The organism is Demequina iriomotensis, from assembly GCF_000971395.1.
GTDB classification, from domain to species: domain Bacteria; phylum Actinomycetota; class Actinomycetes; order Actinomycetales; family Demequinaceae; genus Demequina; species Demequina iriomotensis.
Genome location: NZ_BBME01000009.1, coordinates 339912 through 364973, shown reverse-complemented (window position 1 = coordinate 364973; position 25062 = coordinate 339912). Strand labels below are relative to the sequence as shown.

28 protein-coding genes and 1 tRNA gene are annotated in these 25062 nt (G+C 68.2%); 15 read left to right on the top strand and 14 right to left on the bottom strand.

The window, feature by feature from the left end; genetic code table 11:
* Nucleotides 1–5: 5 nt before the first annotated feature.
* The 4 genes from AOM09_RS01790 to upp form a co-directional block, all read right to left on the bottom strand.
* Nucleotides 6–1700, bottom strand: a complete 1695-nt coding sequence (locus AOM09_RS01790; RefSeq protein ID WP_439644950.1) for a glycoside hydrolase family 13 protein — start codon at nt 1698–1700, stop codon at nt 6–8.
* A 259-nt stretch (nt 1701–1959) separates the two neighbouring features.
* Nucleotides 1960–2970: a LacI family DNA-binding transcriptional regulator gene (locus tag AOM09_RS01785; protein WP_062383452.1), complete on the bottom strand. Its 1011-nt coding sequence runs from the start codon at nt 2968–2970 to the stop codon at nt 1960–1962.
* Between the two features lie 67 nt (nt 2971–3037).
* Nucleotides 3038–3691 (bottom strand): DUF5701 family protein, encoded by a 654-nt coding sequence (locus tag AOM09_RS01780; protein WP_062383448.1) that lies wholly within the window; start codon nt 3689–3691, stop codon nt 3038–3040.
* Nucleotides 3692–3805: 114 nt separating this feature from the next.
* Complete coding sequence (upp, locus tag AOM09_RS01775; protein WP_062383445.1) at nt 3806–4447, bottom strand: uracil phosphoribosyltransferase; 642 nt, start codon at nt 4445–4447, stop codon at nt 3806–3808.
* Nucleotides 4448–4509: 62 nt separating this feature from the next.
* Between upp and AOM09_RS01770 the strand changes: the two genes are divergently transcribed.
* The 3 genes from AOM09_RS01770 to AOM09_RS01760 all read left to right on the top strand — a co-directional run bounded on the left by AOM09_RS01770 (nt 4510) and on the right by AOM09_RS01760 (nt 6188).
* On the top strand, nt 4510–4965 hold the full coding sequence (locus AOM09_RS01770; protein ID WP_369345989.1) for a nucleoside deaminase: 456 nt from the start codon (nt 4510–4512) through the stop codon (nt 4963–4965).
* Nucleotides 4966–6063, top strand: coding sequence for an FUSC family protein (locus AOM09_RS01765; RefSeq protein ID WP_062383439.1), 1098 nt, complete (start codon nt 4966–4968; stop codon nt 6061–6063).
* Between the two features lie 34 nt (nt 6064–6097).
* Nucleotides 6098–6188: transfer RNA gene (locus AOM09_RS01760), tRNA-Ser, on the top strand.
* Nucleotides 6189–6540: 352 nt separating this feature from the next.
* Here the strand turns inward: AOM09_RS01760 and AOM09_RS01755 are convergent.
* Nucleotides 6541–8916 carry a hypothetical protein gene (locus AOM09_RS01755; RefSeq protein WP_156162190.1) on the bottom strand — a complete coding sequence of 792 codons (2376 nt, stop codon included), beginning with the start codon at nt 8914–8916 and terminating at the stop codon, nt 6541–6543.
* A gap of 591 nt (nt 8917–9507) precedes the next feature.
* On the opposite strand from AOM09_RS01755, the gene AOM09_RS01750 reads away from it, so the two are divergent.
* Nucleotides 9508–9969 (top strand): helix-turn-helix domain-containing protein, encoded by a 462-nt coding sequence (locus tag AOM09_RS01750; RefSeq protein ID WP_062383428.1) that lies wholly within the window; start codon nt 9508–9510, stop codon nt 9967–9969.
* A gap of 516 nt (nt 9970–10485) precedes the next feature.
* Nucleotides 10486–10731, top strand: coding sequence for a hypothetical protein (locus AOM09_RS01745; protein ID WP_062383425.1), 246 nt, complete (start codon nt 10486–10488; stop codon nt 10729–10731).
* 3 nt (nt 10732–10734) lie between these two features.
* Here AOM09_RS01745 and AOM09_RS01740 read toward each other — a convergent pair whose 3' ends face one another.
* Together AOM09_RS01740 and AOM09_RS01735 are read right to left on the bottom strand one after the other, a co-directional pair.
* The gene (locus AOM09_RS01740; RefSeq protein WP_169747593.1) at nt 10735–11346 is read right to left on the bottom strand and encodes a hypothetical protein; all 612 of its coding nucleotides are present in this window, start codon (nt 11344–11346) and stop codon (nt 10735–10737) included.
* A 636-nt stretch (nt 11347–11982) separates the two neighbouring features.
* A protein-coding gene (locus AOM09_RS01735; RefSeq protein WP_228375023.1) for an IS3 family transposase occupies nt 11983–13175 on the bottom strand; the annotation gives its coding sequence in 2 pieces (ribosomal slippage) (nt 11983–12894 and nt 12897–13175; 1191 coding nt in all).
* An 845-nt stretch (nt 13176–14020) separates the two neighbouring features.
* Here AOM09_RS01735 and AOM09_RS01725 point away from each other — a divergent pair.
* From AOM09_RS01725 to AOM09_RS01715, 4 genes are all read left to right on the top strand, one after another.
* On the top strand, nt 14021–14473 hold the full coding sequence (locus AOM09_RS01725; protein WP_156162187.1) for a helix-turn-helix domain-containing protein: 453 nt from the start codon (nt 14021–14023) through the stop codon (nt 14471–14473).
* A 161-nt stretch (nt 14474–14634) separates the two neighbouring features.
* Nucleotides 14635–15165 (top strand): plasmid mobilization protein, encoded by a 531-nt coding sequence (locus AOM09_RS15100; protein WP_169747592.1) that lies wholly within the window; start codon nt 14635–14637, stop codon nt 15163–15165.
* On the top strand, nt 15162–16217 hold the full coding sequence (locus AOM09_RS01720; RefSeq protein WP_062383410.1) for a relaxase/mobilization nuclease domain-containing protein: 1056 nt from the start codon (nt 15162–15164) through the stop codon (nt 16215–16217). Before AOM09_RS15100 ends, AOM09_RS01720 begins: the two co-directional genes overlap by 4 nt.
* Nucleotides 16218–16222: 5 nt before the next feature.
* Nucleotides 16223–17065, top strand: a complete 843-nt coding sequence (locus AOM09_RS01715; protein WP_062383407.1) for a hypothetical protein — start codon at nt 16223–16225, stop codon at nt 17063–17065.
* A gap of 291 nt (nt 17066–17356) precedes the next feature.
* On the opposite strand, the gene AOM09_RS01710 is transcribed toward AOM09_RS01715, so the two are convergent.
* The 5 genes from AOM09_RS01710 to AOM09_RS01690 all read right to left on the bottom strand — a co-directional run bounded on the left by AOM09_RS01710 (nt 17357) and on the right by AOM09_RS01690 (nt 21232).
* On the bottom strand, nt 17357–18022 hold the full coding sequence (locus tag AOM09_RS01710; RefSeq protein WP_062383404.1) for a hypothetical protein: 666 nt from the start codon (nt 18020–18022) through the stop codon (nt 17357–17359).
* Between the two features lie 115 nt (nt 18023–18137).
* Nucleotides 18138–18914, bottom strand: a complete 777-nt coding sequence (locus AOM09_RS01705; protein ID WP_062383401.1) for a metallophosphoesterase — start codon at nt 18912–18914, stop codon at nt 18138–18140.
* Nucleotides 18911–19288: a hypothetical protein gene (locus AOM09_RS01700; protein WP_062383399.1), complete on the bottom strand. Its 378-nt coding sequence runs from the start codon at nt 19286–19288 to the stop codon at nt 18911–18913. Before AOM09_RS01700 ends, AOM09_RS01705 begins: the two co-directional genes overlap by 4 nt.
* The gene (locus AOM09_RS01695) at nt 19285–19851 is read right to left on the bottom strand and encodes a hypothetical protein (protein ID WP_062383396.1); all 567 of its coding nucleotides are present in this window, start codon (nt 19849–19851) and stop codon (nt 19285–19287) included. Before AOM09_RS01695 ends, AOM09_RS01700 begins: the two co-directional genes overlap by 4 nt.
* Nucleotides 19844–21232, bottom strand: a complete 1389-nt coding sequence (locus AOM09_RS01690; RefSeq protein WP_062383394.1) for a hypothetical protein — start codon at nt 21230–21232, stop codon at nt 19844–19846. Before AOM09_RS01690 ends, AOM09_RS01695 begins: the two co-directional genes overlap by 8 nt.
* Before the next feature lie 242 nt (nt 21233–21474).
* Between AOM09_RS01690 and AOM09_RS01685 the strand changes: the two genes are divergently transcribed.
* Nucleotides 21475–22407, top strand: coding sequence for a hypothetical protein (locus AOM09_RS01685; RefSeq protein WP_062383391.1), 933 nt, complete (start codon nt 21475–21477; stop codon nt 22405–22407).
* 16 nt (nt 22408–22423) lie between these two features.
* Here AOM09_RS01685 and AOM09_RS15095 read toward each other — a convergent pair whose 3' ends face one another.
* Entirely contained in the window at nt 22424–22621 is a 198-nt protein-coding gene (locus tag AOM09_RS15095) for a hypothetical protein (protein WP_156162185.1), read from the bottom strand.
* 304 nt (nt 22622–22925) lie between these two features.
* Here AOM09_RS15095 and AOM09_RS01680 point away from each other — a divergent pair, with 304 nt between their 5' ends.
* The 3 genes from AOM09_RS01680 to AOM09_RS15460 are packed head-to-tail and all read left to right on the top strand — an operon-like array spanning nt 22926 to nt 24192.
* Nucleotides 22926–23243 (top strand): helix-turn-helix domain-containing protein, encoded by a 318-nt coding sequence (locus tag AOM09_RS01680; protein WP_062383388.1) that lies wholly within the window; start codon nt 22926–22928, stop codon nt 23241–23243.
* Between the two features lie 17 nt (nt 23244–23260).
* On the top strand, nt 23261–23692 hold the full coding sequence (locus AOM09_RS15670) for an IS3 family transposase (RefSeq protein ID WP_439644949.1): 432 nt from the start codon (nt 23261–23263) through the stop codon (nt 23690–23692).
* 20 nt (nt 23693–23712) lie between these two features.
* Nucleotides 23713–24192: an integrase core domain-containing protein gene (locus tag AOM09_RS15460; RefSeq protein ID WP_228375022.1), complete on the top strand. Its 480-nt coding sequence runs from the start codon at nt 23713–23715 to the stop codon at nt 24190–24192.
* Here the strand turns inward: AOM09_RS15460 and AOM09_RS15610 are convergent.
* The gene (locus tag AOM09_RS15610) at nt 24185–24316 is read right to left on the bottom strand and encodes a hypothetical protein (protein WP_267127871.1); all 132 of its coding nucleotides are present in this window, start codon (nt 24314–24316) and stop codon (nt 24185–24187) included. The genes AOM09_RS15460 and AOM09_RS15610 overlap by 8 nt on opposite strands.
* A 141-nt stretch (nt 24317–24457) precedes the next feature.
* Here AOM09_RS15610 and AOM09_RS01670 point away from each other — a divergent pair, with 141 nt between their 5' ends.
* Nucleotides 24458–24742, top strand: coding sequence for a type II toxin-antitoxin system Phd/YefM family antitoxin (locus AOM09_RS01670; RefSeq protein ID WP_174452901.1), 285 nt, complete (start codon nt 24458–24460; stop codon nt 24740–24742).
* Nucleotides 24739–25014, top strand: a complete 276-nt coding sequence (locus AOM09_RS01665) for a type II toxin-antitoxin system RelE family toxin (RefSeq protein WP_062383385.1) — start codon at nt 24739–24741, stop codon at nt 25012–25014. Before AOM09_RS01670 ends, AOM09_RS01665 begins: the two co-directional genes overlap by 4 nt.
* The last annotated feature ends 48 nt before the right edge of the window (nt 25015–25062 follow it).

The window sequence follows — 25062 nt, the reverse complement described above, 5'->3', positions numbered from 1 at the left end:
CGCCGTCAGGCGCTCTCCTCACCGGCGGGCTCGACGGTGAGCCAGGCGGTGGAGTCCGGGGGGAGCATCCCGCCGGCGAGCGGGGCGCTCGCGAGCAGGACCTCCGTGTGGGCCGGCAGCGCGACCGGCGCGCCGCCGAGGTTGGTGACGGAGGCGAACGATGCGCCGCGCCGGAACGCGATCACGTCGCCCGGTGCGTCGAGCCACGCGAGGACGCCGTCGCGGAGGCCGTCGTCCTCGCGACGGAGCCGCAGCGCCGCGCGGTAGAGCGCGAGCATCGACGACGCATCGGCCGCCTGGCGCTCGACGGCGAGCGGCGCGAAGGCCGCCGGCTGCGGGAGCCAGGGCTCCGCCGCATCGTCCCCGCCGAAGCCGAGCGAGGCGCCGTGGTCGCTCCACGGCAGCGGGACGCGACAGCCGTCGCGGCCCGGATCGACCCCGCCCGAGCGGAAGTGCATGGGGTCCTCGATGACGTCGCGTGGCAGCTCGGCCTCGGGCAGGCCCAGCTCATCGCCCTGGTACAGGTACAGGCACCCGGGCAGCGCGGCGGTGAGCAGCGCGGCGGCGCGGGCACGCCGCGTGCCGAGCGCGAGGTCGGTCGGGGTGCCGAAGCGCTTGCGGTCGAAGGCGAAGCCCGTGTCCTCGCGGCCGTAGCGCGTGACCGGGCGCGTGATGTCGTGGTTGGACAGCACCCAGGTCGCGGGGGCGCCGACCGGGGCGTGCTCGGCGAGCGTGCGGGCGATGGAGCGACGCATGGCCGCGGCGTCCCAGGGCTGCGTCATGAAGTCGAAGTTGAAGGCCGTGTGCATCTCGTCCGGCCGCAGGTAGCGCGCGAACCGCGCGGCGTCCTCGAGCCAGACCTCGCCCACCAGCACGCGAGGCTCGTCGTAGGAGTCCGCGATCGCGCGCCATGCCCGGTAGATGTCATGGATCTCGTCGCGGTCGACGTGTGGGTGCTGGCCGGGCGCCGGCTCCTCGGGGAGCATCGGCAGGGCCTCGTCCTTGACGGGGAGGGCGGCCGAGTCGATGCGCACGCCGGCGACGCCGCGGTCGAACCAGAACCGCAGCACGTCCTCGTGCTCCGCGCGCACGTCCGGGTGGTTCCAGTTGAGGTCGGGCTGCTCCGGCGTGAAGAGGTGCAGGTACCAGTCCCCCGGGGTGCCGTCCGGGTCGACGGTGCGGGTCCATGTCGAGCCCTGGAAGCTGGAGACCCAGTCGGTGGGGGCGAGCTCGCCATGCTCGCCGCCGCCGGGGTGGAACCAGAACCGCTCGCGCTCGGGGCTGCCGGGACCCGCGGCGAGCGCCGCCTGGAACCACGGGTGACGGTCGCTCACGTGGTTGGGGACGATGTCCACGATGGTGCGGATCCCCAGCGCGAGCGCCTCGCTGATCAGCGCCTCGGCCTCCTCGAGGGTGCCGAACATCGGATGGATGCCGCGGTAGTCGGCGACGTCGTAGCCCCCGTCGGCCATCGGGCTGGGATACCAGGGGTTGAACCACAGCGCGTCGACGCCGAGCTGCGCGAGGTACGGCAGCCGGGCCCGGACCCCGGCGAGGTCCCCGGTGCCGTCCCCGTCGCCGTCCGCGAAGGACCGCACGTACACCTGGTAGATGACGGCGGACCGCCACCATGCGTGGTCGGGCGCGGTGTCGCGGGCCGCGGCTCGCGGCTCGGCGGGGCTCAGGACGTCGTTGTCCACGTCGCTCCTTGCATCGTCATCGATCGGGACTATGGCAACCGTAACTTTGCGAGCAGATCAACGCAAGATTTTAACAACCTAGAGAAAGATTGCGATTCGGTAACGAGGGTGCGGCCAGACTCGCGGACGCCGCGCGAGCATCACCGCTGGCATGACGGTTCCGGCGGACATGAGGGTCGAATCGCGCCTGGATCCCGCGGCGCCGTCCCACGGCGGGACCGAGGACGTTCCAGCGCGCGGCCGGGAAGCGGCCCGCGTCTCAGGCCGCGCGCACCGGACCGGTCGACGCGCGCAGCACCAGCTCGGGCTCGAAGAGCAGCTCGTCCCCGGGCTGCGCGGTGCCCGCGATCTGGCCGAGCAGCATGTCGATCACCGCGCGGCCCATCGCGTCGATGGGCTGGCGCACCGTCGTGAGCGGCGGCTCGGTGAACGCCATGAGCGCCGAGTCGTCGAAGCCGATGACGGACACATCCGTGGGGACCACGAGCCCCGCGCGGCGGGCGGCACGGATGGCGCCGAGGGCGAGCGGATCGGAGGCGCACACGAGCGCGGTCGCACCGGCGGCGAGCAGCCGCGTCGCTCCTGCCTGTCCCGACTCGATCGAGTACAGCCCGTGCACGACAAGCGCGGGATCGAGCTCGAGCCCGACTCGCTCCAGCACCCGACGGGCGCCCTCGAGCTTGCGCCGCGAGGGCTGGTGGCCGGCGGGGCCCAGCAGCAGGCCGATCCGGCGGTGACCCAGCTGGTGGAGATGGAGGATCGCCTGCTCGGCCGCGAAGCCGTCGTCCGTCGACACGGTGGCGAAGTCGAGCTCGGGCACCGGCGCGCTCACCAGGACGGTGGGCAGGTTGACCTGCGCCAGGCGGGCGTAGTGCGCGTGCGGCGCATCGGACTCGGTGTAGTTGCCGCCGAGGAAGATCACGCCGCTCACCTGCTGAGCGAGCAGCAGGTCCACATAGTCGGACTCGGTGATCCCGCCAGCGTTCTGGGTGCACAGCAGGGGCGTGTACCCGTTCTGCGCGAGGGCGCCGCCGATGATCTCGGCGAGCGCGGGGAAGATCGGGTTCTGCAGCTCGGGGAGCACCAGCCCGACGAGGCGGGCCCGCTCCCCGCGGAGCTTGGTGGGGCGCTCGTAGCCGAGGACGTCGAGCGCGGTCAGCACGGCCTGACGCGTGGCCTCGGAGACCCCGGGCTTGTCGTTGAGAACCCGGCTCACCGTGGCCTCGCTCACGCCGACCTTGCGCGCCACCTCGCTGAGCCTCTTCGACATGACGCAAGCCTACGCAAGAACTTGCATGACCACGCAAGCGGGCGCGCAGAAGCGCGACGCGGCGGCGTCAGCCGAGCGGTTCGCGGGACGCCGCCGACGCGAAGCCCAGCCACGTGTGGCGGTTCCCCGCCCAGCACCAGCCGACCTTGGGCGCGTGGCGGTTGGCGGCGCCGTCCCGACCCGTGCCGTTGCTGATCCACAGCGCCGGCGTGCGCGAGTCGAGCCCGCCGCGCACCTTCGGCTTGCGCGAGCCGATGGTCATGAAGCAGCGGTTGCGTTCGAGCGCGTTCGGCTGCTGCAGCACCCAGTGGATGCCCTCGGCCAGCGTGAGCGGCGTGCGCCCGGCACCCACGATCGCGGGCAGCGCCTCGTCGGGCGACCAGTTCGCCATCTCGTCGCCGCGATCGATCCCGCGCAGCACGTAGGCAAGCGCCTCAGGCACCTCGACCCCGCCGATGGGGGCGAACTCGTCGACGTCGGTCATGTCCGTCACCACGAAGCCGGCTCGGTCGCCGAGGCGCAGGTGCGGCGCGAGCGCCGACGGAGGCAGCGCGGCCGGCGACACCACCAGCAGGCCGTCACCCGCATCGTCCCGTGCCACCGCTCGCAGCTGATCCGGCGAGATCCCCGCGAGAGCCGCGAGGCCTCGGTCGATGAGCAGCTCCGCCTGGCGCGCGAGCGGCGGGAGCGTGGCGACGGCGGAGAGGGGCGAGGCGGTCATCGGAGAGCTCCTGGCGTGGGCGGGCGTCGGGCTGAGGCCGAACGTCTCGGAGCGCTCACGCGTTCCCGCCCGCACGCGCCCCGCGGCGGCGCGCTGCCTGCGGGACGCGACCCGCTACAGGTCGACGATGCCGTAGAGGCGATCGCCCGCGTCGCCCAGCCCGGGGACGATGTAGCCGACCTCGTTGAGCTTCTCGTCGACCTGCGCGACCACCACGGAGACGTCGGCACGGTCGCCGACCTTCTCCTGGACGTGGGCGATGCCCTCGGGCGCCGCGAGCAGGCACACGCACGTGACGTCGGTCGCGCCGCGCTCGAGCACGTACTCGATGGCCATGACCAGCGAGCCGCCGGTCGCGAGCATCGGGTCGATGAGGAACACCTGACGGCCCGTGAGGTCGTCGGGCAGGCGGTTGGCGTAGGTGATCGCCTCGAGGGTCTCCTCGTCGCGCTTGAGGCCCAGGAACCCGACCTCGGCGCTGGGGAGCAGGCGGGTCATGCCGTCGAGCATGCCCAGTCCCGCGCGCAGGATCGGCACGATGATCGGCGCCGGGTCCGCGATCTTGGTGCCGGTGGTCGCCACCAGGGGCGTCTCGACCTCGCACTCCTCGACGCGGACGTCGCGCGTGGCCTCGTAGGCGAGCAGCGTCACGAGCTCGTCGACCAGCAGACGGAACGTCGGCGACGGGGTCCGCTTGTCGCGCAGGACGGTGACCTTGTGACGGATGAGCGGATGGTCCGCGACGTGCAGCTGCATGGTCCGAGACTATCGCGCGCCGCCACCCTCGACAGGGGACCTTGCGCCGGTAGCCTGGCGACGTGAGCGGGCGGTGGGACGATGCGATGGGCGAGGCCCTCGCGCAGGCCCGCCTCGCGGGCGGGGCCGGGGACGTCCCGGTCGGCGCCGTGGTCCTCTCCCCGTCCGGCGAGGTCGTCGGGGCGGGCCGCAACCTCCGCGAGGTCGCGGGCGACCCCTCCGCCCACGCCGAGGTGGTCGCGATCCGCGCCGCCGCATCGTCCCTGGGAACCTGGCGCCTCGACGGCTGCACCCTGGTGGTGACGCTCGAGCCGTGCCTCATGTGCGCCGGCGCGATCCTGCAGTCCCGGATCCCGCGCCTGGTCCTGGGCGCGTGGGACCCGAAGGCCGGCGCGACCGGCTCGCAGTGGGACGTGGTGCGCGATGCACGCATCGGCTCCAAGGTCGAGGTCGTCGCGGGCGTGCGCGCGGCGGAGAGCGCCGCGCTGCTCGCGGAGTTCTTCGAGGCGCGACGCTAGATGTCCGACGAGGCGCGGCGGCGCGACGTGTGGCGCGACGGGATGCGGCGGGCCGTGGTCAGCCTGGGCACGATGGCGCCCGCGAAGGAGCCGCGCTGGCCCATCGCGCTGCAGGCCGCCGTGGTGCTCACGGTGCCGATCCTGGTCGGGATCGCGTTCGACCGGGTGGACCTGGGCCTCATCGCCGCCACCGGGGCCTTCACCGTGCCGTACTTCGCGGCGCTGCCCCGGCTCGAGCGCCTGCGGCTGCGCCCGCTCGCGGGGCTCGTGCTGGTGATCACCAGCATCGTCGGAGCCGCGCTCGCACCGTTCCCGTGGCTGTCAGCGCTGGGGCTCATCGGCGTCACGGTGCTGGTGGCGATCGCGGTGCACGGCTACCGGCTGGGACCGCCGGGACCGCTGTTCCCGATCCTGGTCTACGGCATGTCGGGCCACGCGGTGAACGGCGGCGTCCCGCCGCTGGTGCTCGTCGGGACCGTCGCTGCGGGCTGCGCGTGGGCCGTGGTCGCGAGCATCGCGCCTCTCGTGCGGCGCGTCCATTGGCAGATCACCCCCCGCCCGCTGTCCGTGCTGCTCGCGCGGCCGGAATGGGACCGCGGGGCGCGCGAGCTGGTGTGGCGCACCGCGATCGTCGCGGTGCTCGGGACCGCGCTGTCGCTGCTCTACGTGGACCCGGACCGCGCCTACTGGACGGTCGCGGCAGGCGTGGTCGTGGTGGGCGTCGTTCCCGGGCGCGGGCCGGCGGTCACCCGGGGCCTGCATCGTGCCGTCGGCACCGTCCTGGGCGTCGCCGTGTATCTCGCGATCGCCGCCGCAGGAATGCCCGCGGTCGCGCTCGCCCTCACGCTCGGGACGCTGCAGTTCATCACCGAGATCACGATCGCGCGCCACTACGCGATCGCCGTCACGGCGGTCACCCCCCTCGCGCTCGTCATCGTCACCGCGAGCGCCGGCGAGCTGGGTGACCTCGCCGTCACCGGCGAGCGCATCGTCGATACGGCACTTGGTGCGGGCCTCGCCGTGGCAACCGCCCTGCTACATGCCCCCGCACCCCCGGATCCGGCGGGGCGGCATGCTCCCCCGCATCGGGCCGATTAGGTTTTTCCGTTCACACTCCGGTAATCTCTTCCGCGGTGACGTGTCCGAGCGGCCGAAGGTGCAGCACTCGAAATGCTGTGTACGGTAACCCCGTACCGTGGGTTCAAATCCCACCGTCACCGCCACAGAAGAGGGCCTGTTCCTCCTGGTAGATCCAGGGGAACAGGCCCTTTCTGTTGTTGCCGGAGGGTCGCGCAGCAACAAAACAGCAACAGATGCCCGAGAAGCGCCGCGTGCGGCACGCCCGTCAGACAATCGGAGCAGTGCAGGCGCAAGTCTTCAGGCACGCAGCTGCGCGCCTGCAACGCCCCGCGCATCGGGGTCCCGTGCGCAACGTCATTGCGCAAGGCGTCGAACCCGCATCCTCTGTGTCCAGCGGTCGTTGCGAGATCATCGTCTTCGTCGCGCTCTGACGTACCCGCAGTGCGGCTCCTGTCGACACGTGTTCCCGGAGATCGACATCGAGCCGGGTTGAAGTCAGCGCAGCGCCTTCGCCTCGCGGTGCCTTGCCGAGACGTGGTCGCAGCATTCCTGGCAGCCGCTGACATCGAGCGATCCGCCATGCACCAGCGCGATGTGAGTCGCGAAGTCGTGATGGGCACCATCAGAATGCGTCGCGACAGCACATGTCAATGGCTCACGCGATGCGATCGCCACGCCATCCGCCTCCTCGCTGGAGAGCCCAAGGACATCAAGCCGCATCACATAGCCCTCACGGCGGTCGGGTGTGTCCGCCAGGCGCGGCTTGCTCTTGGGCGATCCCTTTGCGCCGTGCTCGGTGTAGGGCGCAACGGCACGCTCCGCCGTCTCGCGTGACCATTGCTGGCCGCCTGTAACGTCGGACCACGCGACCTTGAGGCCGTCGACTCCGATCGTGACGCGTCGATCGCATTCAGGAGTGTGCGACGTACCGCTTACCCATCCGAGCTTCGGCCCCATGCCGACCATGTGACCGGACTCGTCGCCGTTCGAGGTGCGCACGGACCACCCCCAACGCCCAGCGGGAGTCGGCATGCCATTCGAGTGGCTCGTGAGATGGCCGGAGCCTCCCTGAATCATCGCGGCGAGCGCTTCAACCAAGCGCGCTCCCAGCGAGGTCGTCTCGGCCACATCGACATTCGCCCGCACCAACGTGTCGAAGACCGCTGCAAGTGCCGCCTCGTCGGGCAGAACGCTCTCGAGCAGCCAGTCATCCAGGAAGGCACGCAGGTAGTGCCAGCCGACTGCAAGTGAGGCGACTGTCTCGGAGGCGCGTTCCTCAGTGCGGGTGCTCGCCCATGCTCGTCGCACGCTCTCCGCCTCGCGCATCAGCGCAGTCAACCCACCGATCGCGTCCGCGCGCTGCGCAAGCCAGTGGATATAGCTGGAGAACAACATGTTTGGAGCGCCAGCATCCGCACACTCGACCCATCGGTCGTACGCGTTCCCCGGCCCCGCCAGGTCAAAGTCGCCTTTCTCGACCCGCAGGTGAATGCTGCGGGAAGTCTGGGCCGCGTCGGGCGGCCCTACCTCGCCCGTGACAAGCACCGTGGCCTGTGAAACCTGTCCAGCACGAAGACCCCCCTGTTGAGTTCCCTTCGCCTCCTCCGCCGCGCCATATCCAGCCTGCACAAGCGTCGTGAGCGTGCCGCGGGCAGCTCGTTCGTCGACCTGCGACAAGCCTTCAATGCGCCAGTCGTCGCCCGCGACCGTCAGCCCTCGTGCCCACCCGGCGATCACCTTTGCGCCAACCTTGGACGACTTCGGAATCGAGATCGGCAGGCGGTTCTTGTCTGGATGCTCATCGGTCTGGAAGCCCGTCGTGACCGTCGCCTCCAGCGACTTGCCAGTCCCCGCGCCCCCCTGGATGAACACGACGCCACGCGTTGCCAGCATCAGCGGTGCCGAGAAAATCGCACCGATCACAGCAACTCCGACATCGAGCCGGCGGGGAGTGATGCCGAGCGTCAAGCTGATTGACTCGGCGGCATGTCGCCGCGCCTCGTCATCCTTAGCCAAGCGATCAACCCGCAAAGACCCGAGGCTGGAGGTCTTGAGCGCACCCGGCGCCGAGCCGACTGGCGCAACGACGCAAACGTCGGGTCGGGGGCCGGACGCATCCACTGAACCTCCAGGTGCGCCGAAGACGAGCACACCGTCGTCGTCAAGAATCCACCCAGTGCAGGCGTACTTCACCGAGGCCGCACGTTCGTCAAAGGCGATGGTGCGAAGCGCATTGTTGACCTTGTCGATCGCGACACGCGCCTCGGGCAACGCCACCCCAGCCTTCGCCTTCGCCACAACGCGCCGGATCGAATCGCCATCTTCGTCGCTCAGGTCCGGCAACATCCGCCTCACCCCCCGAGGCGTGTAGACGACGACCGTCGTGGCGGCCTCGCCCACACGCTCCGTCGAGCCGTCAAGCCCGGCAACGAGAATCTCAGAGACGCCTTGCTGCCAGGCGAACCACGGAGAAACACGCTCGTGGTAGGTGCGCGTCTCGGCCACGCCGCGAGTTTCCGGGAACCTCTGCTCGCACCGCTCCCATAGACCGTACGCGCGATGGCGGTCCGCGATCACGAACCTATGACCACGCATCGCATCCGAGGCGTCGACCGGGACCCACATGGGGACTTCGGACTCCAGCGCCTCACGCAGAGACCTCGCCCCCGGGATCGCCGTACCCGCCCCGTGGCTGATATCGGTCATCAGCGTGAGCGGTGCCGGCGCGCTAAGGCCCGCCAGGTACTCAGCCTCACCAGAAGCTTCCGCGTAGTCGACATGCGAGGCTAGCTCGCTGAAGAGCTCGCCTGCTTCATCTATGGTTGTCACCGAGGACTCCACTTCTTCCTCCACGGCCCTGCGCAGCTGCAACTGCGGCAGGGCTCCTACCTTGTCTAGCGCCCGCGCGTTTCGCGGTCGCCTTCCGGCAGGGCCTCACGCGCGGTCCGCCAGTTCGCCACCCCATCGCGGCGACAACGAACTCGGCACCCCAGAAGGATCGGCGTCAGGCACACCCCGAACCGTCGCCAACGTCGCATCGTGGCAACGCTCTCCTTCACGGCGCCTGCAACTCGGGCTCCGTGAGGATCTCGCTCAACTCGTTCATGCATGCACCGGCCTCTCCGTGCTCACTCCTGTATGCCAGTGAGCGTGAGCGTACACTGGTGACCATGCAAATACTTCGCATGGACAGAAGTCTTTGGCGCTCGAGCACACGCGGCCCGCTCGAGAGCCGTAGGGTCTGGCCACATGTGGAACACCCCAATGTCTGACCTCGGTGAACGCGGCTGGACGGTGCGACCGCTCCTACAGGAGCCTCCGGGACCATTCAGCAGCGACGATCGGGTACCACTCGCTCCAGGGGTGTTCGGCCCCCGGACGGCCCATGCTGAAGGGCCAAAAAGCACGGCACCTTCGGATCACCACGCAGCCGAAGAGGCCCCCGCCGAATACGCAATCCGCGTGCGGATCACAGCCGACTTCAACGCCGAACAAGGCCGCTACGCCCTCACAGCGATCGAGTTCCGGGCGGCCAACGGCGCAGACATCGAAAGCGCGACGCTGCGCACGATCGCACCCCAGCGCATCATGCGGTGGACCCTCCCGCGCAGCTTTGGCGTAAACCGACGGACAGCCAGCCCCTACGCCACCGCGTTCATCGCACCCGACACGGTCGCGCGCGACGAGTTGCCAGAGCCCACTCTCGAAGATGTGGCCGCTGTCTACAAGCTTGCTGCCGCCGTTCGCGACGCACGTGCAACAGCAGTCGCGCAGGCGCTCGGCGTCTCAGTCCGCACTGCGTCACGGTGGATCGCACGCGCGAAAGACGAAGGCCTGCTCTCGGGCGGCCTCGAAGAGCGCGCCGCAATCCGCGAGGAGGCAGCGCTCGACGAACTGTGGGAGATCGACGAGAGCGGTACGTAAGACCTGCACACGCCAGCCCGGGCAACCTGCCCACACGCCCGGTCGCCTCGTCGGCCGGAGCAGGTCAAGCAGCGACCGCCGATCAAAACCCCACGTAATTCGCCTAGATGCCGGAGATGGTCAAGCAGGTCAGGCGTTTAGCGCGCATCAGAAGCAACCGTGAGCAACGCGGCATCCTTTGGAGAAGCACCGCGAGCCCATCTCTTCAATTTCAAACGCTTGACCAGCTTGACCACGTAGGGCCAGCACCGACAGAACACACCTCGTAGCAGCGATTTCGCCCGCCTGCGGCGGCTACTTAGCTTTGCGACCAGAGATTGACCGGTCGCGGACCAGCGAAGCCCGCCGTTTGCCCAACCTCATTCAGTTCAGTGGAGGACCCCGCGAAGGCCCACGCGAATCCGTGCCAGTCGGAGTCGACCGACGCCTGGGTGGACCCGAGCATGTTCACAGCGTTCGACCAGACGCGCGACAGCGTGAAGCCACGGCGTCGTCGACGGCACCATCGGCAGCATCGTGGTCCGCCTCGCCCATGACGAGAACCTCGCCCACCAGGCCGAGGTCAACACCGAGCAGCAGTTCGCCGAGTCACCGACGCTACCGAAGGCGTTCATGGAGGCCGTCGTCGGCGTTCGCGACGAGACCCCACAACTCGTCGACGACATCTTCAGCGACACCTCGCTGTACGCCATGCTGAGCAAGGCGCTGCCGGTGATGCTCTATGAGCACCTGCGGGGCTCGTCCACCAGCGGGGCGGCATGAGCTCTACTCCCCCGACTGCTCAAGCGCTGCTGGCACTGATTCAGCGTCGATAATCTCGTCATCGTCGGTCTGGTCCTGGGATGTGACCCCGTCGAGCCCGTCACCCACGCTGACGCCGTTCACGCATGACCTGGTCTCTTCCGCGTGCATCGAGACGTACCCGTCCGGGAGGACCTCGACTCCGAGGTGTTCGAGACACCGGGGCGAATCGGCTGTCGCATACTCGAGACAGTCCCAGATCTCACACGGGCCTCCAGGGGACTCATGCCCGGCGCTCTGCTGACGCTCATGGCCTAAGAGCAGCGCCTCAAGCCGATCGATGAGCGAGATGATCTCGTCGTTGGTGACGTTCGCTGCAAACCTGTGCAGCAGTGAATCCGTGATGTAGGCGAGGGTCTCGCGATGATCGTCCTCATCGAGGTCCTCGAAGTAGCGCCACGATCGCGCACGGCGAGCCTCGCGGTGCGCCGACCACACCGCCTCGCCACCCCGCCGAGGCAAACCCTCGTACGCTCCGACCGTGGTGTTGAGCGCCAGAAGGGCTGCACAACCATCTTTCGTGAGAGCGGCCGTCAGGCCTTGCGTCACCCGCCAGCGCACCTGGTTGATCACCACGTCCCATGGGCGTTGTGGATCGGGAGTGCCGTGCCGGCCAAAGCACATCCTGCACTGATATCGAGTCCTCGATCCGCGCCTATCCAGGAAGGCAGCCTCCTCCCCTTCGGACACCCGGTTGGCGCAGATGGCGCAAGTCAGGGACCACCTCACGGTGAATGTGCCCGCGCCCTTGCTACCCATCGCCACCTCACGAGGTCGTTCACTAGGACGGCCGAAGTGCGCCGCCGGTGCCGGAGCCGGGCCACCTGCGAGCGATGCACCCCCGCACACGCAGGCGCCTCGATCCCACGACTTCGAGCCGGGTCGATACGGAGGCCTTGCCTCCCCGGGTCGCAGGCACCAGCCTAGATCAATCACAGCGCCGCGTGCAACTATCATACCTGGTAAACTAGCATTTTTGCCTGATAGACCAAGGGAAACTACACCTGCTCGCCTTCAGCGATGAGGCACGACCACCGCAGATAGGGTCGCCCCGGCGTCGATTCACCGGGCCGCATTTCGTGCGCAGGCGACCCGAGCGGCAGGCCGCGCCCGGCGACTGTCTAGCGTCGACCTCGCACCCGAAGCGCAAGCGGTCCCAGAGGGGGCAGGGGGACTGCCCCGAGTTCGGTTGACGATCGGGGGTTGTAGTCGTCAGGCCGCGATTGCGGTCCTGTAGATCATCTCAAACTCGACGGGCGCGAGTTTGCCTAGGCCGCGCTGGCGGCGGCGTCGGTTGTACTTCGTCTCGATCCAGCGGACCATCTCGAGGCGCAGGTCCTCGCGGGTGTCCCACCGCCTGGTGTTGAGGACGTTCTTCTGCAGCAACGCGAAGAAGGACTCCATGGATGCGTTATCCCCGGCCCCGTAGGACCGGCCCATCGAGCCGACCAGCCCGTTGTTGGCCAGCAGCCGTTGGACGTTCTTGGCGCGGAACTGACCGCCCCTGTCCGAGTGACAGATGGTGCCGTCCGGTGAGCGCAGCGCGATCGCGTTGCGCATCGCGGCCATCGCCAGTGAGGACTTCATCCTGGTGTCGATCGAGTAGCCGACGATCTTGTTCGACCACACATCCTTGATCGCGCAGATGTACAGCTTGCCTTCCCGCGTGGGGTGTTCCGAGATGTCCCACAGCCACACCTTGTTCGGGCCGTCGGCGACGAACTCGTGACGCACGACGCCGTGCTTGTCGATGACGGCGAGGAGGTCGTCGTGCGGGGCCGGACCCGTCGCGCCGGCCTTCGACGTACGTGTCTTGTGGTGGCTGGCGCTGATGCCCGCGATGCGGCACAACCGGTGCACACGGTTCTCGCCGACGTGGATGCCGTGCTCGTCGCCCAGCTCGTCGGTGATGAACCTGTAGCCCAGCGTCGCGTCGTCGCTGTGGACGTCCAGCATGACGTCGAGGAGGTGCGCGTCGTCCCAGTCGCGCCGACTGACGGGATCTTTGAGCCATTTGTAGTACCCCTGGGGCGACAGCCCCAGGACCCTGCACGCCACCGTGACCGGCACCCGGATCGGGGCACCGGTCGCGGCCATCTCACGGACGAGCGGGAAGACTATTTTCCCGGCAGGTTCGCCTGCGACAGGTAGGCGGCAGCACGACGCAGGACCTCGTTCTCCTGCTCGAGCAGGCGGATCCGCTTCTTCGCTTCACGCAGTTCCTTGCGCTCGTCCTCGGTCGCGCCGGAGCGGCGGCCGTCCTCGATATCGGCCTTCTTCATCCAGTTCAGCAGCGAGCCTTCGGAGATGCCGAAGTCCTTAGCGATCTGCGTCAGCGGTGCCTGGCCACGGCGGGCCACCGCCACGACATCATCGCGGAACTCTTGCGGGTAGGGCTTGGTCACAGGGACATCCTTCCAGTGAGGATCGATCCTCAAAGTTCAGATATCAACCAAAGTCGGGGCAGTCCCAGGGAACCCACCGCGCGGCTCGGCGGCACGAACAGTCCCTCTTCGCACCTCCACCGCGACCTTGGGTGCATCACACCTTCGTCCGACGCATCGAGGCCGGCGTAGCCGCGCCCACCAACATTCGGGCGGACCCGGAGCCGACAGCCTCACCCGCTAGGCCCACACACCCCCGCTTCCGCACCGCGGAAGTGACCAAATCCTTCGCGAACCCGCTCCTCGACCAGAGCCCCTGTGAGACCGCGCCCTGTGAGTGTGCTGCTCAGAGCCTGCGCACCATCTGCGCACGGCCTGCGCAGCAGGTGCGCACTTGCGCCGAGGGTTGTGATGCGGCGAGGTTGAGCAGCACTGACTGCTCAGTAACTCACCACTACCTGCGCACCGTCTGCGCACAGCTCCTTGCGCCCTCGCGCACTGCGCACTGTCTCCGCAGCCATTGCCCACGGAATGCGCACTAACTGCGCACTCAGTTCGGCGGCGCGGCTCGACCTGCGGCCCGCGGCCGGCCCCCGATCAGCCGCACCGTGCTGACCGAGTACTGCTAGAGCCTAGCGACGGCTTTCTCATCTGCGCCTCAATTCCTTGGTGACATTCACGGTCATATGAGGAAGGCGCCGGTAAGCTAATGACTCTACAAAGTATCCCACCGGGGTCGCGACAGGGCTGGACGGATCCGCGAGGACCGACTGGCTGAGAAGCGCGAGGCGTCTGCACCCGGATAGCCACGGTAAAAGCGCTACAGCCAGCGGGGAACCGGAAGAACCAACTCAAGGAACTTCCGCATGCCCAAACAGCGCATTGCTCACCCTTCAACTGCCGACTCGTATCTCTCGCTCGCTGAAGCGGGAGCGCTTGCCGGTCGAACCGCGCGCACCATCCGCCGCTGGATCGACGTTGGCCGCACCGGTCGGGGCCGCCTGGCCGCCGTGCACTCGTTGCGCGGCCTCGAGGTGCGCCGCGCCGACCTGGTCGCCTTCATGGAGCCCGCCGATATCGAGCCTCCGACGCGCAGCACCGGCACCGCGACCGGGCTTCACCGTCTCGACGCCAAAGTGCTCGACCGCTTGCGCAAGCACGACGCAGACCTCTACTACGACCTGCTGTCGGCCGCCCAGCGCGAGCTCGACGGCGAGCGCGACGCTCGCGCCCGGAGTGCGCGCCGCAACACGACGACTCACTCCGCGATGCCCGGCCGCGTTCCAGGCGTCGTCATGATGCCGGGGGTGGACGGATGAACGACGTCCGTTACCTCCCGACTGCGTCGACCGATCGGGTGGCAGCCGCATCGGCTGTCGCTGCAGTCCCTCGGGCGGGGAGCCTCGGCTTCCCACCTGTGGGCCGTCTTCCCTCTCCGCCCGCAAGCCGCACCGCGGCTGAGGACGGAGCGAGCGGCACGTTGGTCGACCTGAGCGTCAGCGAAGTGTCGGACAACGTGCCTGCTCGCTCTCGACTGGATCCGCTGCAGGCCCCACAGGGGCCGGAAGCGGATCCAGTCGAGCTGCACGGCGCCGCCCACGGCGCGGTGCTTCAAGCCGCTCGCTCGGATCGGGCGCGTAGCGGTCGGTTCGACGTGCGGCTTGAACCCGGCGACCGCGAAGCGATCGCCGCTCGCGCACGCGCGTACGGCGTGAAGCCGAGCGCGTGGGTGCGGGCAGTGCTGCGCGATGCGCTGCACGCTTCTCGACACGAACTCGACACGCTGACGGCATCGGTCACGCCCGGGTCCGGGACTTCGCTTCCCGACCCGACCGTCGCTGCAGCTGTCGAGCAGCTGCGCCGGGTCGGACAGAACCTCAACCAGCTAGCGCGGGCCGCGCATGATGCACGCCGTCCGCTCCCAGTGCGCGTGCCCGAGGCGTTGCTCACCGAGACGCGCGACACGGTCGATCGCCTGCGTCGAGCACTTGGTGATCGGACTCGACTGTGAGCGTCATCGATGTGCGGCCGTCGCACTGCGCCGCCGCATCGGTCGACTACGCACTGTTCGGATCCGACGCACGGCGCAAGCGCGCCCTGAAGGCCGCCGGCGAGACGCGTGCCGCTGCGTACTTCTCGACCCTGGAATCGCCGCAGCAGTTCGTTGCGCTGGCGCAGGCACGTGCGTACGGGCACAACCGCGGAGTCGAGGTCTACTCGTACATGCAGGCGTTCTCGCCCGAGGAGTTCGACCTCACGAACCCGGTCGATGTTGCGCGAGTCAATGATCTGGGCCGCCAGACCGCTGAGGCGCTGCAGTCCGCGGACTTCATGGTGGTGACACATGTGGACAGTGCCGGTGGTCATCTCCACAACCACATCTACGTCCACAACCACGACAACCTCACAGGCAAGGGGCTCACCCGCAACCGGTCATGGAGCCGCGGCACGCGTCAAGTGAACGACGAGGTCATGAAGGACAACGGCTGCCAGGTGCTGACCGATCCGACACGGCCGACCCCGAACTGGGAGCAGCGGCGTGAATCGTTCGCGGAGGGCTCCTACGACCGCGTGCTAGGCGACAAGATCTCGGCGGCACTGATAAACCCCCGGGCGCTCGACATGGACTCCTTCATGAAGGTGCTTGCCGACCACCACGGGGTCGGTCTGCGCGAAAGCCAGCGTGACGGGTGGGTCTACAGCATGCGACGGCTCGACAACGCCAAGATGGGCCGCCGCAAGGCCTCCTCGCTCGCGGACGAACTCACCAAGGACAAGGCGATCGAGATCTTCGAATACAAGGCTGGCCTGCTCGCAGAGCAGGCCACGCGAGCGCTGCGATCAGCGGCACCCTTGCCGCCCCTCACGCTCGGCACGGTGACAGAACTCGAGCAGCAGCCGAACACCGCGGCAAAGGACCGTACGTCGCTTCAAGACACGCGCGACCAGCTCGCGGCTGCGAAGCGCGAAGCAGCACGCAGGCGCGCCCGACTGCTCGCGCAAGCGATGGCCACAGACGAGCCCGCGCCCGACCGCAGCAACAACTTGGACATGGAGAGGTGACAGCGATGGGAATCATCGACGACATCAAGCGCGAGAATACGGCCGCACAGGTAGAGGCCAGCGCCCACGACGCAGTGATCGCGGCTGCCGTCTCGGACGCTCTCGAACCCATCGCGATTCGGGTGCGCGACCTGACGGACGCGGTGAATGCACTGACCACGCGTGTGGGCGAAGCGGCATCGGAACCCTCGTCGGGGTTGGACGACCTGGACGAGATCAAGCGCACTCTGGTGCTGATGAGCGAGACCCTGACAAGCTCGAAGGCCGTCCAGCTCCCGAACGGTCGACGTATCACCCGTCGAGACTTAGAGGCCCACGAGCTCATGCTCGAGGTCACCGCCCGCATGGAAGCCCTTGAGTCGACTGGGCGCGTGGTGCTCGACGCAAACAAGGTGGCCAGCGCGATGGCGACGAAGGTGACCGGGAAGCTCGACGAGGCGGTGCTCGCAGCACTTCGCACCCACGAGCGGCAGCTCACCTCGATCGTTCGGCAGGCCGCCGACACCGCGGCGGAACCCCTGACCGATGCCGTGGCCCGCGCCGAACGCCTTGAGCGGGTACTCACACGAAGCCACTCCACCGTCCGCTGGCACACGGTGGGCCGCGTCGCCATCGCGCTCCTACCCGTGTGCACCGCCGTCATCCTCGTCGCCTCGGCCACTGGCGTCGTCAGCGAGGTGTTCGGCGTCGGCTCGCTGTTCGGATGGGCGTGGAGCACGTTCGACGCTGCAACCGTGTGGTGGCACAAGGCGCTGATCGCCGCGGGCACCCTCGGCGCGGCTGCAATGGCGACCTGGAGGGTGGTCGCCGGCTCGCGCTGGCTCTACAACCGAGGTCGAGGCTGGTAGCGACCCGCCGAACTACCCCACCAGCTGACGCACTGATGGCCCGCGGACGCCCGAAGCCTCCGCGGGCCATCGGCACCCTCGCCCGCGCTACCGGTGCAACCGGACCACCTCGCATCCGCAGGTGATCACCGATGGCAGCTTGCGAGGCATCCGGCAGCCGTGCGCGGCGTACACATCGCACCGCCATGCGGAACGGGTCTGGCCTAGCACGGACCGCGCACCTCGACTCCCTCGAAAGCACGAGCCCCCGCAGCGCTAGCTGCGGGGGCTCGTGTCATGTGCGGTGGGCGGTCATCCGGTGACGCCACACAGATTGAGATAGGCGGCGGCGTCGAATCCTTCGCCGTTGCTCATGGGCGTCTGCGCGATCTCGACGATGCGCGGGTCGGGGATCTTGCCGAGTTTGGCGGCGTTGCGGATGTTGGCCCGTGCCGCTCGGATGCGCGCGTCGGTACGACGCCCCGGCGTCATGCGATCGCTTGGCGCCGGCGCACTTTGCGGGTCCTGCATCGGTTCGTCGCTGGCGTCGTCCAGGGCGGCAGCGATGGTGATGGCGTCGAGATAGAGCCGCTCGGGCCGCCCGCTGCACCGGTCGTCACCTTCGAGCGCATCGAGGAGGTGAGCGCCGAGGTAGATGCGTCTGTCTTCGCCGCTCGTAAGGTACTCGTTCACCTTCTGGGCTCGCCTCCACCAATCCGCCCCGTGGGCCGCTTCGTTGCGCTTGCGAAGTGTGACGACGCCACCGATAGCGGCGCCGAACGCAGCAACTGCGACGGCGCTGACTGCAATCAGACTCCAGAACTCGCGGCCCGGGTGGTCCGCAATTGTCGTGACCGCGAGGCCCACACCAACGAGCCCGCCTGCGATGACGCATGCGACCGCCGTGGCGCTGGCGCGGAAGCGACCGCCGGAACCCGAATCGCCCTCATCAGGACGTGAAGGCTCGACCTCATCCATATGACTCCTCCCCGCACAGGAAGGTCCTGTGCTCTCTCGGGCTCACCCGGCGCGCGACTCGCGCGCCAGACAAGATCGGACACCCAGCACTCCCCCCAGCCGAGGCCGATCTGCTTCATTCGATGAACGCCGTCGCCAGAGTGTCGAGGTCGAGCACCCCCATTGACTTCGGCTCGTCGTCGCAGGCGAGCCCAAAGACGTGCGTCGCGAACGGTCCGAAGTCGACGGTCTCGTCGACGGGCACGTGATAGTGGCCATGGAGCAGCAGCCGAGGTTTCACGGCGTGGAATGCTTCGGTAAAGCGGCGACGGTCGGCCTCCGCGTAGGCGATGTCTTCCTGGAGGAACTCGTGGGGGTTGCCGGTGATCGATACTTCGATGGTCGGGACGCCGTCGGGCGCGTTGTGGGCAACCATGATCTCTGCGTGGCCGCCCGCCGCTGTCTGTTCCACGTCGGCGTCGGTGAGCGCCTCACCCGCCCACCAGCTCTTGCCGGCGCCGTAGCCCATCTTGTGAGCGTGATTGCGCCAGGTGCGGTCCAGCGAGGCCGCACCCCCGAGCCACACGATGCTGCGGCCACCGAGCAGGGTCCGGTGGCCTCGGGGCGCGAGCAGGATGTGGTCGCGAAAGCGAAGCCATCCATCGTCGCGGACTTTGAGGCGTGCGATGCGGTCGTAGTCCTCATGGTTGCCTGGCGCGACGAACATGCTCATGCCGCGTGCGGCCAGGCTCTCGTCGACCTTGTTCCACATCTTGCCGGCCACGTGGCCGGGCCAGACACCAAGGTCACCGACCTGAATGATCGTCTTCAGGCCGAGCGACTCGAACACGTCGAGGGCGTGGGCGATATGGTCGGCGTTGCCGTGCGTGTCGCCGAGCAGTGCCACCTTCATGAGCCGCCCCGGTCGTCGACCAGCGCGTGGACAGCTTGGACCACTTCGGCCTCCCGACCTTCTCTGATGGCGGTGACCGGCGTGGCGTCGCCGAGCCACGGATTCGAGCCCACCAACCACGAGAGGGCCGTGCTGGCACCTTCGTGGGCGGCAACATTGAGCCAGAGCGCGTGGCCGAGCCGGATGCGCGCGGCCTCGCTTGCGGTAGGCGTCTCACCGGTGCCGGCGGCCCACGACTCGACGCGACTACGGTCGGGCACTCCGACCATTGCTTGAGTCAGAGTGATCCCCACGGTCGAGCGCAGGGCGCGGACGACCGAGGCAGTGTCCATGGCTGCAACGCGCCCGCGAATCTGAGTCCAATCGTCACTCACGGGGCCTCACCTTCCGGCTCGCCGCGGTCCTCAATGTCGATCCCGAGCTCCTCGAGCACCTCGTCGAGGGTGTGCCGCTGTCCCGAGTCGGCGGCGCTGCGCGCGGCTGCAACGGCGGCGAGGGCTTCGTCGTCGAGGGCGCTGCTCATGAAGAACAGCACCGCAGGGCCGTCGAGGCCCGTGCTCGGGCCAGGTCCATACTCAAACGCGCCCAAGACCTCCGCGATCGTGATCGGGTCCTCAGGGTCGTATCTGAGCCGTGCGCGTGCGAGTCCTACGCGGAACCGCGCCTCCGCCGCCCGCGTATCGTCCAGGCCCGCCACCGGGCCGGCAAGAGCGTCCGTGGCGGTCGGAGCTGTCCATGCGGTCGCAGCGACGTCGGACGCAGCGATCCAGGCCTGGTCGCGCTCGGAGAACCACACTCGGAACTGGTCGAGGACGGCGAACGCAGCGTCGGGGCTCGAAGGGGTCGGAGGTGCCGGGATTGGCGCGCCCCGGCCGCGCCCAGGCCCTGAGGCCTGCGCCAAGGCGTCGCCTGTCAGCGACCGCTCGCACTCACGCATCTGAGTCCGCCGATGAGTCGAGGTCGCCGTCGGGTTGCCGCACGGCCACATCGTGCGAGCCTTCCTGGGGCGCCTCACTGCGGGCAGCTTCGGAAGACTCGTGGCCATCCATCCTGCGAAACAGCAAGAGCTCCTGCCGCACCGTCCCCTCGCGTCCAGCTGTGGTGCGAAGGCTGGCGATCTCCAAGGGCGCGTACTCGACGTCACTGTCGAGGTAGACCACGGTGACAGGTGTCGAGTCCGCGAGGTGCTCGAGTGCCTGCCGCAGTTGGCCGACGCTGAGCCCGCGCCGGGGCGATCGCGGAGCCTGAGACTTTGACGCCTGCGCGAGGTCGATCGTCGGTGGTTGCGGGAGGTGAGACTCAACCGTGCCAGCATCATCGCCGCCTGCGGTTCCAGGTGCCGCGTCGATGCTGTCGTCGACGGCAATGTCGCTGACGTCGGGCAAGTCCTGGAACTGCCGTCGGAGGCTGCGGCGGGGCTCGGGAGCGTCAGATACGTCACGGCGGTCGCGCTCACCCACGTCCACTAGACCCCGCACGGGTCCGGCGGGATCCGGCGCGTCGGTGACGATGCTGGCGAGAACTCTCGCAATTCCGTACAGAGCCGCGTTTGTCGAGCCGGCGAGGTACGACACTGACGGGAACTCGGCGACCGAGGCCACGTACTCTTTCTGCCCGACGGAGCGCGCGATGGTGACGGTATAGCGCCCGACAACTTCTGCGTCGCTGTGGGCGGTGAAGAGTTCGCGCACTTCCTCAGTACACGCGGGGTGCGCGAGCAGCTCAGCACGCCATTCAGGTCCGGACTCGACGGCGAGCCAGGCGATCGCGGCGGGCGCAACATCCGATTCCGAGAGGAGGTGCCCCTCCTCCTCGACGTCGATCGTCCCGATCGGCCGGCCACTGGCCACGCCGCCCGCCAAGGGATAGTCCGGCGCGCAACCTTGGCACATTGACCACTCCCCCCAAGACGAGTGCTCTCCGCCAACCACACAGAAGCGTGGGTCAGCGGGCGCACCCGGCAGGATCCCTAGCAAGGGGTTCGCTGGGGTGTCGCGGTCTGCGAACGCTCCAAGGAGCGGGTGGGGGTCCTCGTCAAGGATCACGACCGCTTGCGACTGCATGGACGCGGCGAGACGTTCGTCGCGCCCGCCGTGCTCGAAGCCACCGCTCGACGTCTCCGAGTTCCACGCAAACGCCACCTCCGCCAACAGTCCGCGCAGCACCTCGCGCTGCTGCGCGCACAGCTTCACGTGGTCAAGGGCGTAGGAGACACGGCTCGCCCACTCGCCGGCCGAGAAGGCGCTACCGCGCGGGCCGACAAGACCCCCGAAGCCCTTGCCTGCCGCCCTCGAGGTGGGCGCCCTTTCATCGCTCATGCGACGAGGGTGCCACGCAAAATCTTGGACCGGAAGAGGGCCCAGGAACCGCGGCATCACGTCCGAAAAAGTTCCCTTGGTATACCAAGGGAAAACGTAGCTACACCGATTTTCCAGGGATTACACCCAAGCAGACGTATCAAGATCGGCCTACGATGACCCCACCGAGGTTCGCGCCGCTCCCCAGGGCCACTTGGGCTCGACACCGCACCTTCCAGGCTTCAACGATGGGAGCGAGATGCATGGATGAGGAGGTCCGAAACCGGCCGCTGAAACCCGTCACGGTGCCGGTGGGCGAGGCGGACTGCTCGACCGGGCGCTACGTTCTGCACCTGCCGGGGTTGCCGTTCGAGGCCGAGGGCGCCACCTTTGCCGAGGCGATTGACGCGATGATCGTGATCCTGCGCGACTACTCGACACGATGGGATGCGACCACCCACGATCCGGCCCACGTCGACGCGGTCGGCTTCATCCGCTCAACGACCGACTCCGCGCTCGGCAGTTGGCTAACCATGTCGACGACCCGGACCGGGCACTCGACCATCACCGAACAAGGCCTCGACCTCCCAACGCCTGCAGCGCTGCCCCGCGAGCCGGTCGACTTCCGCGACGACGACTTCGTCACCTGGAGCGACGAACTATGGCAGATCGTCGATTCTGCTGACCTGCGACCTGGCCCCGTGTTCACTGGCAGAGCCGTCGGATCTCACCCGGATCTGCGGTGGGATCCACACAGGCTCGACGATCGCCCTCAACCAGATCGCGCGGCACTGTATCTGCAACCAACCCTGACCGGCGCTGTCGTCGACCGTTGGGCCGATACCCGCCACATCGACACGGCTGCCGGCAGCCCCTGGATCCTGTCGGCGACTCCAGAAGTTCCGCTGCACCTGCTCGACATGGCCGGCAACTGGGCTTTGCGCAATGGATCACACCATTCCCTGATGCAGGACAGCCCGGCGCACTGCCGTGCCTGGATACGTGCAGCGCTCGACGCCAAGCCTGACCTCGACGGCGTCTATACGCTCTCGGACAGGCACGGCCGCCACGTGGTGCTCTACCCCGCCGGCATCGCCAAGCTCCCGGACGGTCCCACACGCGCAATCCACCTCCCGGACCCGTGGGCTGCGATCGCACTCGATGAGATCGCCGAAAGGATCGGCTACACCTTCTAGAGCTCGACGGAGCGGCTCAACGGCGTTCGCCGACTTCTCGAATCGCCTGCGGAATCGTCTCGACTGGACTCGACATCCAGGCGCCACGCCGAGCACGGACCAGCCCGCTCGGGAGCACCTCGATCCACGCGACCACATCGCCGGAATCGGTCCCGATCACGGCCGTGCGTCCAGCTCGTTCCGCTGCATAGAAGCGCAGTTGCTCACCAGCCATCGCACGATGGTGCCGGTCACCACCGACACGGGATCGGCAACAGGCGGGCGCCGAAGCCTTCGGTAGCGTCTGCTCGCGCTGAAACGAAGAGTCCCGGCAGCCGGGGCTGCGGGGGTTCGTGTCGGTGGAGCTGGTCGTGGGTGGCGCTTCGACTATCCGCCGAATCGCTGCTGGGCGTTCTGTCGGGTGGTGCCGAGTGCGGCGCCGATGACGGTCCAGGATTCGTGGTCGGCACGGGCTGCGGCTGTCGCGCGTCAGACTTAGTGGCAGGGCTGTTAGTTGAGTCCTGAACGGAGAGTCAGTCATGGGAAGACCCCCGCAGATCCCCGCGGAGAAGAAGACCAGGATCGTCTTGGCAGTGCTGGCCGGCGAGCTGTCGATCGCTGAGGCCGCGCGCAAGGAGAAGGTCTCGGAGCAGTCGATCGGGCGGTGGAAGGCCGACTTTCTCGAGGCTGGCAAGAGCGCCCTCACGACAGGCCGGTCGGGTCCGTCGACACGGGAGGCGCAGCTCGAGGCCGAGGTCACGGAGCTGACCCAGGCCCTGGGTGAGGCGGCGGTCGAGATCCGCGTGTGGAAGAAGTCCGCGGAGGGCCGCTTGGGCCCTTCGGGACACAAGAGATGATCCGCGTGGAGGCGGGCATGTCGACCTCGAGGTTCTGCGAGAAGTTCGACATGCCCGAACGGACGTGGCGGCGCTGGCAGGCACGCGCCCGAGAGGACCGTCAGCCCAAGGGTCCGTGGCCGCAGCCGGCTCGCAGCGCCGTGCGGGAGCACGTCGTGGCTCACGCGACCGCGCATCCGGCGTGGGGGCATCGCAAGATCTGGGCGTTGGTGCGCCACGACGGCGTGCGCACGTCCGAGGCGACGGTGCTGCGCACGCTGCGCGACGAAGGGCTCCTGCTTCCGGCTCACTACCAGCGGGAGCGCAAGCAGCTCGCACAGCGGCGCAAGGCGGCGTTCGCGACCGAGCCGACGGGCCCGAACCAGGTGTGGCAGTTGGACTTCAGCGAGTTCGAGACCACCGCGGGCGGCACGTGGCGTATCGCCGCGTGCCGCGACTACTGGTCTTGAGTATCGAGTTCGATGCTCACGTGTCACCGACCGCGAACATGTACGACGCGATCGCCGCCGTCGAGAAGGCCCTCGCGGAGGCCGAGGCGATGCTGGGCCGGCCGCTGCGCGACCTGGCGGTGGTGGACCCCGAGACGGGCCTGCTGATCCCGGTGGTGACGATCGTGACGGACAACGGCGGCCCGTTCCGCTCCTTCACGTTCGAGGCGTTCATCACCAATCATCCCGAGCTGCGACATGTCCGCACCCGCGTGCGCACGCCCGGCCAGAACGGCTCGCGAGAGCGAGGCTTCGGATCGATGAAGTACGAGTGGCTGTACCGCCACGAGATCGACGACGCCCTGGACCTCGTCGAGCAGATCGAGGCGTACCGCGCCGACTACAACCACGTGCGACCTCACGAGGCCATCGCCTGGAACAGGCCCGCCGAGGTCCACCTGGGGCTGGCCGACCCGACCATCCCCACCTTTGAAACCGAAGAAATCCTGCCAACTACTTGACGCGGGACAGCTCGACGGCCGCGGTCTTGTCGGTGCCGTGGAACTCGAGGTGTGCGTCGACGAGCTCGCCGTCGATGGCGAGAGCGAAGTCGGCGGTCTTGGCGGCGAGAGCGATCGCGATCATGGCAGTTCCTCCAGGAGTTCCAGTGCAGGACCGGTAGTGGTCCTCTTCCACAGCTGCTCCCGGTCGCAGCACTGCTGCGACCCTCGCATCGGCTCATGCGGCACAGCCGCGACTTGCTGCATTCGCGCTAGAATCTTGTACATGACAGTTCTGTCGGTTGCGGATGCGCGTGCGGGCTTGAGCAAGCACATCGACTCGGCTGCGACAACGCATGAGCGTTTCGAGATCACCCGAAACGGCTCCCGTGTCGCGGTGCTGCTGAGCGCTGAGGACTATGACTCGTTGATCGAGACGGTGGATGTCCTGTCCAGTCCTGATGAGGTGGCGGCGTTGCGTGCGGCGCTTGCCGAACTTGAGGCGGGCGATGTGTCGTCGGCTGATGAGGTGCGTGCTGCGATGGTTGCGCGCGGCCGGCTCACCCAGTGACGAGCCCGTACCAGGTCGTCTTCACACGTACGGCACGCCGGGCTCTCGAGACAGACCTACCTGAAGCGGTCGCAGCCGCAGCGTTCGAGTTCATCGTCGGACCGCTCGCCGACAATCCGAGACGCGCCGGCAAGCCGCTACGAGAGCCGCTCGCACCGTTGTATTCGGCCCGCCGCGGCGACTATCGAATCCTGTACCGCATCGACGACGGCCGCATCGTCATCGAGATCGTCACCATCGAGCACCGCCGCGACGTCTACCAACGCCGCTGACCAGAAGCAAGAAGCCCCGCCACAGTGCCCGCGATGGGCGGCTGTGGC